We start from the raw sequence: 7,457 nt of genomic DNA on the forward strand, positions 1-7,457 counted from the left end.
TAGGGGATTTTGGGGAATTTTGCAAAGGTCTCGGATTGTTTTTGTTTATATTAAACGGAATTTTGGGACGGTTTCTTGATTACAACATGCAACAGTGAAATTTTCAGACGGCCCGGATTGGACGGAAGGAAAACAGGCCGTCTGAAATATTTTGATGACGGGGGATTTGAATGCGTTGGGTTGCCGCTTTTCCTTACGGAATAAGGGAAAGGCGGTTTGCGGCGAGGGCGGTTGTCAGTGGGACGGGAAGGGAAAAACGGGGCTTAGGTGTTGCGTTTGGCTTGTATATAAAGAAGTGTATGAAGATTTTAGTCGTAGTGCATGAAGATTTTCCTTGCGATTTTAATGCAATACTGACTTGCCAACAGTGTTAAATTTTTTTACGATAAGGTCAGATTATGTTTGCATGGCCATAAGCGGTGCATTCTTTAAATACCGGATATTATCCTTGTCCGAATATCTATTTTAACCGGCCGGTTTGTCCGGCCTGATTCCTAAATATATACGCGCAAGGCTGAACGGCCTTGGCGACACTCGACTTTTAAGAGGTTCATCGTGTCAAATTCTCAATCCAGCGAACGCGCGACGTTTAGCAGTCGCCGCGCCTTTATGTTTGCCGCCATCGGCTCGGCCGTGGGCTTAGGCAACATTTGGCGTTTCCCTTACATCGCCTTCGACAACGGCGGCGGTGCTTTCGTCCTCCCTTATTTGGTTGCGCTGTTGACGGCGGGTATTCCGCTGTTGCTGCTCGACTATGCCATCGGCCACCGTTACCGCGGTTCGCCTCCTTTGGCCTTCCGCCGCCTCGGCCGTTGGTTTGAGCCGGTGGGTTGGTGGAACTTTCTGACCAACGTCATCATCTGTATCTACTACGCCGTGATTGTCGGCTGGGCGGCAAGCTATGCCTATTATTCTTTGACTTCGGCATGGGGTGCGGATCCGCAGGCATTCTTCTTCAAAGACTTCCTGCAAATGGCAGATGCCAAAGACTTGGGCTTGGATTTTGTCGGTAAAGTTGCCGGTCCTCTGATTGCCGTGTGGGTGTTTACGCTGGCGATTATGGCTTTGGGCGTGCAAAAAGGTGTGGCCGGTGCGTCCACATTCTTCATGCCTTTGTTGGTGGTAATGTTTGTCATCATGGTGGGCATTGCGCTGACTCTGCCGGGTGCGGCAAAAGGTTTGGACGCTTTGTTTACGCCTGACTGGAGCCGCTTGGCGGATCCGAAAGTCTGGGTAGCCGCATATGGCCAGATCTTCTTCTCGCTCTCTATCTGCTTCGGCATCATGATTACTTATTCTTCTTACCTGAAGAAAAAAACCGACTTGGGCGGCACCGGCTTGGTTGTCGGCTTTGCCAACAGCAGCTTTGAGTTGCTCGCCGGTATCGGCGTATTTGCCGCATTGGGCTTTATGGCTCAAGCCGCAGGCAAAGAAGTCAGCGAAGTGGCATCCAACGGTATCGGCTTGGCGTTTATCGCGTTCCCGACCATCATCAACCAAGCGCCGATGGGCGCGTTGATCGGCGTGTTGTTCTTCGGCTCGCTGGTGTTTGCCGGTGTGACTTCCATGATTTCCATCGTTGAAGTGATTGTGGCCGCAATTCAAGACAAAATGAACATCGGCCGTGTCAGCGCAACGCTGATTGCTGGCGTTCCCATGGCGATTATTTCCACCTTGCTGTTCGGTACGACCACCGGCCTGCCTGTGTTGGACGTATTGGACAAATTCATCAATACTTATGGCATTGTGGCTTCCGGTTTTGTTTACGTTTTGGCGATTGTTTTGTTGCGTAAGCTGCCCGAACTGCGCAATCACTTGAACGCGCTGTCTTCCATCCGTGTCGGTAAAGTGTGGACTGCCAGCGTGGTAGTTACCGTCGCGATGCTCGGTTATATGCTTTATCAAGATACCGTCGGCCTCTTAAAAGAGAATTACAGCGGCTATCCTGACAGCTTCCTCAATATCTTCGGTTGGGGCATGGTGGGTGCTCTCTTGGTATTGTCCGTCCTGCTGTCTTTCTTGCCGTGGAAACACGGTCAGGGCTTCAACGTCAAAGACGAACATGAACACGAACGTGAAGGGGAAGAATAATGAGTACTTCAGCCATTATTATGATGCTTGTCGCATTGATCGTCATTTGGGGCGGATTCATCGTCTCCGTCCTGCGCCTGCCTAAAGAATAAGGCTTGGGCAAATGAAAGGGCCGTCTGAAAGTCATTTTTCAGACGGCCTTTTTGCCGCATAGCAAGGGGACGGAAGGGGGGGAATCATCTTGGTGGACGGCATGGGCAAGATTTTTAATTATGGATGACCGGGTATGATATATAAATTATATCTATTTGTTTTAAAAAGATTTAAATCCAATTATCGTGTTAATAAACCGTTGTTCCCTTCAATCTTTGCCCGCTGTTTTCTTTGTTCTAGAATAGAGTCCGCAATGCCTTTTATGAGGCATTAGGTACAGTATCCGTTTATTTGTTAAGGAGAACTTCATGGCTAAAGTACATCAACCAAGTAAAGAAAGTGATTCTGAAGATTTTGTTATCCGCCTCGATCCGCGCGAGTGGGACGGTACTTTTTCAGGAGAAGGTAAAGGTCCTAATGACGGCTATGATGATGACCATATCATTCGCCTTGATCCGCGCGAGTGGGAAGGTTTTGAGCCTGCACAGCCGGCCGCGAAGCCGATATTGGAATCCAAAGCTTTCGATGGCGATGAACTTTTGAGCCGTGCGTTTGGTGATGCTGATCCTCTTGATTCTTCTGCCGGTCTTTCCTCAGACAATGCGACCTATTCAAGCAATGGTACATGTTCATCTGCGTTGGATACCATTCATGATTTAGCAGAGGCTTCTATTTTTAAACTGTAATCGTTCCATAATATAAAAGGCCGTCTGAAACTAATATATGTTTCAGACGGCCTTTTTGTGTATGGTCATCAGGACGAAGCCTAACTCATCATCCAAATTACTAAATGCACCATGGTCGGGCCAAACAACACCATAAACAGTCCGGCCAAAATCATGGTCAGACTCGCCATGACGCCTTCGGTTTCGTGGCGTTGTCCGGCGCGCGATGTGCCGAAGCCGTGGGCGGCATTGCCGAATGCCACGCCGTTGGCGGTACGGAAGCGGATACGGGTGAAGGCTAAAAATAGGTCGCCGAATATCATGCCGACAAAGCCGGTAATGATGGTGAACAGGGAAACGAGCGAGGCTGAACCGTGAATTTCGCTGGCGAGGACGACGGCAAACGGCGTGGAGATGGAACGCGCCATCAGGCTGTTGGTCACTTCGTTGTTGAAGTGGAACATATGGCTCATGAGGAATGCGCTGACTACGCCGACAAACATGCCCACCATAATGGCGATGGAGAGGATGGGCAGTTGGCGGCGGATGACTTCGCGGTTTTCATAAATGGGGACGGCAAAGGCAACGGTAACCGGAGTGAGCAGGAAGACGATGCCTTGGGTATATTTATGGTAGGTGTCGTAATTGACGCCGAATGCCAGCAGCAGGAGGATGGTGCTGACGGAGACGGTAACGACGGGGGAGAAAATCATTAAGGGTTTTTTGCGGTGGATTTTTTTGGCAACGACATAGGCAAAGCAAGTCCAGATGAAGCAGGCGAGGGCGGTGTAGTCCATTTTTATTCTCTATTTTTAGGAGTGGAGTTTTTTGTAGAGGCGGCGTTTCCAGCGGTAGCAGAAATCAAGGGTCAGGGCGGTGCTGATCATCACGAGCGCGGTGCCGACGGCGATGGTCAAAATCAGCTGCCAACCTTCGGACATCAGCAGGTCTTGATATTGCAAGACGGAAACCATGATGGGGATAAAGAAAAAGACGAGTTCGCCCAATGCCCATTTTGCGCCGCGGTCAACCATGCCCGGGCGGATGATGCCGAGCCCCAAAAGGGCGAGCATGAGGAACAAGCCCAATATGCCTGAAGAAATAGGCAGATGCGTGAAGCGGACGATAAGGTCGGAGACGCCCCATACTGCGCCGATGATGGCAAGCTGCAAGGCCGTCTGAAAAAATCTGGTGAGGGAGTCCATGATATGGGTGTGTGTTGAATGAAAGGCTTGATTATAGAAACCTTGTTTCTGCATAATATGAATTATTAAACGAATAATCATGCCTTAGAGGAATAATGGACTTTAAAAGCCTGTATTGTTTTGCCGAACTCATCCGCCTGCAAAGTTTTTCGGCCACCGCTTCCGCGTTGAATTTGACGCAGCCGACGGTCAGCAAAATCATCCAGGCTTTGGAAGAAGAATTGGGCGTGCCGCTTTTGTGCAAAGAAAACGGACGCAAAAAGCGGCAGGTGCAGCCGACCGCAATCGGCGAAGAAGTCTATCGCCACGCTTTAAACCTTTTGCACGAACGCGATTTATTGCTTGCGCGCATTGACGATTACCGCCATGTCAAAAGCGGGATGCTGCGTTTGGGTTTGGCCCTGTTCGGCAGCGATTTGCTCAGTCATGCGCTGTTTGATTTCCACCAAAAATGGCCGGACATCGAATTGTCGTTTTTGGAACAAGGCTCGCTCGCCATCGAGCAATCCCTGCGCAACAACGAACTCGATGCCGGACAGCTGCTCGCTCCGGTTCACGAAGACTTCGACAGCATCACGTTGTGCGACTATCCGCTGGTGGTCTTGATGCCGAAAAATCGGGCAAGACACGATGCGCTGACGCTCAAAAGCCTGCAACACGAGCCCTTCATCCTGTTCGGCGCCGGCTTTTCCCTCAATGAAACCATTCAGACGGCCTGCCGCAATCAAGGTTTTACACCCAACGTTGTCTGCCGTAGCGGACAATGGAATTTGGTCGCCGACATGGTGGCGCACAATATGGGCATTGCCTTGTTGCCCGAATACTATGCCCGAAAAATCAATCCCGATGTCTTTGCCGCCATTCCTTTGGTCGAACCCGAAATCCGCTGGCAGCTCACCATGGCATGGAAAAAACACCAACGCCCGACACCGGCCTTAAGGGCTTGGTTGGACGTGGTCAGAGAAGCGTTTGGCAGGCGAAACAAATAAAATCAAATCATCAGGCTGTCTGAAAAAAAGGGGGCGATAGCACCCGATTTCAGACGGCCTTTCCCGTTAAAAATGGTAAAACGGCCTAAAAAAGAGTAGAATATGCACCGTTTACAACTCTGCGCCTCTTAGCAGGCTCGAATTATGGACCTTCCCAGTTCGCCTTCGAACTTCCCATCAGACACACAACAACCATAATCATCCCGCCGAAATGCCTCCCCGCGTCCGGCGGGCGGAGCATTTATGAGCATCGAACAAACCCCTCCGAATCTCGACCATACCCCCGACAATGAAGCGGTGGAAGACCGCATTTCTGACGATCGCATCTCTGACGATATCGACCGCATCCACGCCTTATGCGAAATCCTCGAGCCGTCCTTTGAACAAATCGAAGCAGGCGTGCCGATTGAAGACGAAAGCCTGCGTGACAAGTTCACCGAGCTGACCGTCCTCTTGGCCGAGTTGCACCCTGCCGACGTGGCCGCCGTCTTGGAATCCCTGCCGCCGCGCGAGCGTAACATCGTCTGGCTTTTGGTCGCCCCGGAAGACGACGGCGAAGTGTTGCTGGAAGTATCCGACGCCGTACGCGAAACGCTGATCGAGTCCATGGACAAAGACGAGCTGTTGGCCGCCGTCGATGATTTGGACGCAGACGAATTGGCAGAGCTGGCAGACGACCTGCCGCACCAAGTGGTGTACGAAGCGCTGCAAACGCGTGATGAAGAAGAACGCGAGCAGGTCAAAGCGGCGATGTCTTACGAAGACAACCAAGTCGGCGCGATTATGGACTTTGAATTGGTCAGCATCCGCGCCGATGTGGCGTGTGAGGTCGTGTTGCGCTACTTGCGCCGTTTCGACAGCCTGCCCGACCATACCGACAAGATTTTCGTGGTCGATGAAAACGACGTGTTGCAAGGCGTTCTGCCCATCCGCAAACTCTTGGTCGCCGACCCCGAAGACATGGTGGCGGACGTAATGGCCACCGATGTCGTGCGCTTTCGTCCCGAAGACGACGTGGAAGAAGCGGCGCAGGCGTTTGAACGTTATGACTTGGTCACCGCGCCGGTTGTCGATGAAAACAAAAAGCTGATCGGCAGGATCACCATTGACGAAATGGTGGACGTGATCCGTGAAGAATCCGAAGCCGACATGTTTAACATGGCCGGTTTGCAAGAAGAAGAGGACTTGTTCGCCCCGATTTGGGACTCGGTGAAAAACCGCTGGATGTGGCTCGCCATCAACCTGTGTACCGCCTTTATCGCCAGCCGCGTAATTGGCGCATTTGAAGGCAGTATCGAGAAAATCGTCGCACTGGCTGCGCTGATGCCCATCGTCGCCGGCATCGGCGGCAACTCCGGCAACCAAACCATCACCATGATCGTCCGCGCCATGGCAATGGGACAAATGACCAGTACGCAGGCAGGCCGCCTGCTGAAAAAAGAAGTCGGCGTCGCCCTCGTCAACGGCATTATTTGGGGCACGGTAATGGGCGTGATTTCATGGCTGCTCTACGGCAACATCGGCATCGGTTTGGTCATGGTGGCCGCGATGACCTTGAACCTTTTGCTGGCCGCGACCGTCGGCGTCCTCATTCCCGTCATGATGGACAAAGCCGGACGCGACCCGGCATTGGGCAGCTCGGTGCTGATTACCGCGGTTACCGACTCCGGCGGCTTCCTGATTTTCTTGGGATTAGCAACCATGTTCCTGTTGTAATAGGAAAAAAAAGACGTGTTCGATACGTCCTTTTCAAACCGTTTAAAAGGCCGTCTGAAATTTCAATTTTCAGACGGCCTTTGCTGTTTTTTAAAGCTTTACATCATGAGGGCGTTTAGTTTTAGGGCTGACGTAGATTAGCCCCTTGTTTAAAGCGAAGTCAGAAAAGTCAGAAATCCCAATATCACGCCGACTGCGTTGGGTATAATCAGAATCCAGTCTTTCCGGGGTTCTTTGCTCCAACCGTACAAAACCCAAATCAGACAGGATACTGCTGCAAACAGGGGTTGCCACGGCTGCGCCTTTGCCCCTTGCATATTGGCGATAATTTGGGGGATATAGGCGACAAATACGAAAATACCTATTGCCGCTCCTATGCTGCCGACAACGGTATTGAATTTTGCTTTGCTTATCATGCTGGTAAGTCTCCTTTTAATATGAAAATCGAGGCGGTAGATAATATGGGCAGGCTGACTCAGCCGAGGGAACAGCCGCAGCCGCAATGATGTTCGTGGCCTTGGCCATGTTCGTCCGAATCTTCGGCAAGCAGGGCTTCGTAGTCGCCGCTTTCAATCAGGCTGACCAGTTCTGCCGGACTTTCCGCGCCTTCTACCTAGTCGCAGGATAAATAACTCTATTCTACCGTAAAATCCGCATGGTTATCAACTATCATTTGGCCTTGGCTGCCGATGAGGTTT

General features: G+C 51.3%; 8 protein-coding genes. 5 read left to right on the top strand and 3 right to left on the bottom strand.

The annotated features are described in order from the left end of the window. The first annotated feature begins 555 nt into the window (after positions 1–555). From HMPREF2608_RS04110 to HMPREF2608_RS04115, 3 genes are all read left to right on the top strand, one after another. The gene (locus HMPREF2608_RS04110; RefSeq protein WP_084824563.1) at positions 556–2,091 is read left to right on the top strand and encodes a sodium-dependent transporter; all 1,536 of its coding nucleotides are present in this window, start codon (positions 556–558) and stop codon (positions 2,089–2,091) included. Continuing rightward, positions 2,091–2,183: a methionine/alanine import family NSS transporter small subunit gene (locus HMPREF2608_RS11025; RefSeq protein WP_036472778.1), complete on the top strand. Its 93-nt coding sequence runs from the start codon at positions 2,091–2,093 to the stop codon at positions 2,181–2,183. The genes HMPREF2608_RS04110 and HMPREF2608_RS11025 overlap by 1 nt, the downstream gene beginning before the upstream one ends. A gap of 309 nt (positions 2,184–2,492) precedes the next feature. Next, entirely contained in the window at positions 2,493–2,870 is a 378-nt protein-coding gene (locus HMPREF2608_RS04115) for a hypothetical protein (RefSeq protein ID WP_070826072.1), read from the top strand. An 80-nt stretch (positions 2,871–2,950) separates the two neighbouring features. Here the strand turns inward: HMPREF2608_RS04115 and HMPREF2608_RS04120 are convergent, their stop codons facing one another. Beyond that, positions 2,951–3,646, bottom strand: a complete 696-nt coding sequence (locus HMPREF2608_RS04120) for an LrgB family protein (protein WP_039861867.1) — start codon at positions 3,644–3,646, stop codon at positions 2,951–2,953. Positions 3,647–3,661: 15 nt separating this feature from the next. Next, entirely contained in the window at positions 3,662–4,135 is a 474-nt protein-coding gene (locus HMPREF2608_RS04125) for a CidA/LrgA family protein (protein WP_070826073.1), read from the bottom strand. A 14-nt stretch (positions 4,136–4,149) separates the two neighbouring features. Here HMPREF2608_RS04125 and HMPREF2608_RS04130 point away from each other — a divergent pair, with 14 nt between their 5' ends. Together HMPREF2608_RS04130 and mgtE are read left to right on the top strand one after the other, a co-directional pair. Continuing rightward, positions 4,150–5,043, top strand: a complete 894-nt coding sequence (locus tag HMPREF2608_RS04130; RefSeq protein WP_070826074.1) for a LysR family transcriptional regulator — start codon at positions 4,150–4,152, stop codon at positions 5,041–5,043. 243 nt (positions 5,044–5,286) lie between these two features. Beyond that, positions 5,287–6,759, top strand: a complete 1,473-nt coding sequence (mgtE, locus tag HMPREF2608_RS04135; protein WP_004518972.1) for a magnesium transporter — start codon at positions 5,287–5,289, stop codon at positions 6,757–6,759. A 149-nt stretch (positions 6,760–6,908) separates the two neighbouring features. Here mgtE and HMPREF2608_RS04140 read toward each other — a convergent pair whose 3' ends face one another. After that, positions 6,909–7,175 (bottom strand): SemiSWEET family transporter, encoded by a 267-nt coding sequence (locus HMPREF2608_RS04140; protein WP_004518970.1) that lies wholly within the window; start codon positions 7,173–7,175, stop codon positions 6,909–6,911. Between the last annotated feature and the right edge of the window lie 282 nt (positions 7,176–7,457).

This window comes from Neisseria sp. HMSC064D07 (assembly GCF_001837185.1).
Lineage (GTDB): Bacteria > Pseudomonadota > Gammaproteobacteria > Burkholderiales > Neisseriaceae > Neisseria > Neisseria flavescens_C.

Coding starts and splice junctions, on each gene's coding strand:
- HMPREF2608_RS11025 (WP_036472778.1), top strand. CDS start 2,091: ATGAGTACTTCAGCCATTATTATGATGCTTGTCGCATTGATCGTCATT.
- HMPREF2608_RS04115 (WP_070826072.1), top strand. CDS start 2,493: ATGGCTAAAGTACATCAACCAAGTAAAGAAAGTGATTCTGAAGATTTT.
- HMPREF2608_RS04120 (WP_039861867.1), bottom strand. CDS start 3,646: ATGGACTACACCGCCCTCGCCTGCTTCATCTGGACTTGCTTTGCCTAT.
- HMPREF2608_RS04125 (WP_070826073.1), bottom strand. CDS start 4,135: ATGATTATTCGTTTAATAATTCATATTATGCAGAAACAAGGTTTCTAT.
- HMPREF2608_RS04130 (WP_070826074.1), top strand. CDS start 4,150: ATGGACTTTAAAAGCCTGTATTGTTTTGCCGAACTCATCCGCCTGCAA.
- mgtE (WP_004518972.1), top strand. CDS start 5,287: ATGAGCATCGAACAAACCCCTCCGAATCTCGACCATACCCCCGACAAT.
- HMPREF2608_RS04140 (WP_004518970.1), bottom strand. CDS start 7,175: ATGATAAGCAAAGCAAAATTCAATACCGTTGTCGGCAGCATAGGAGCG.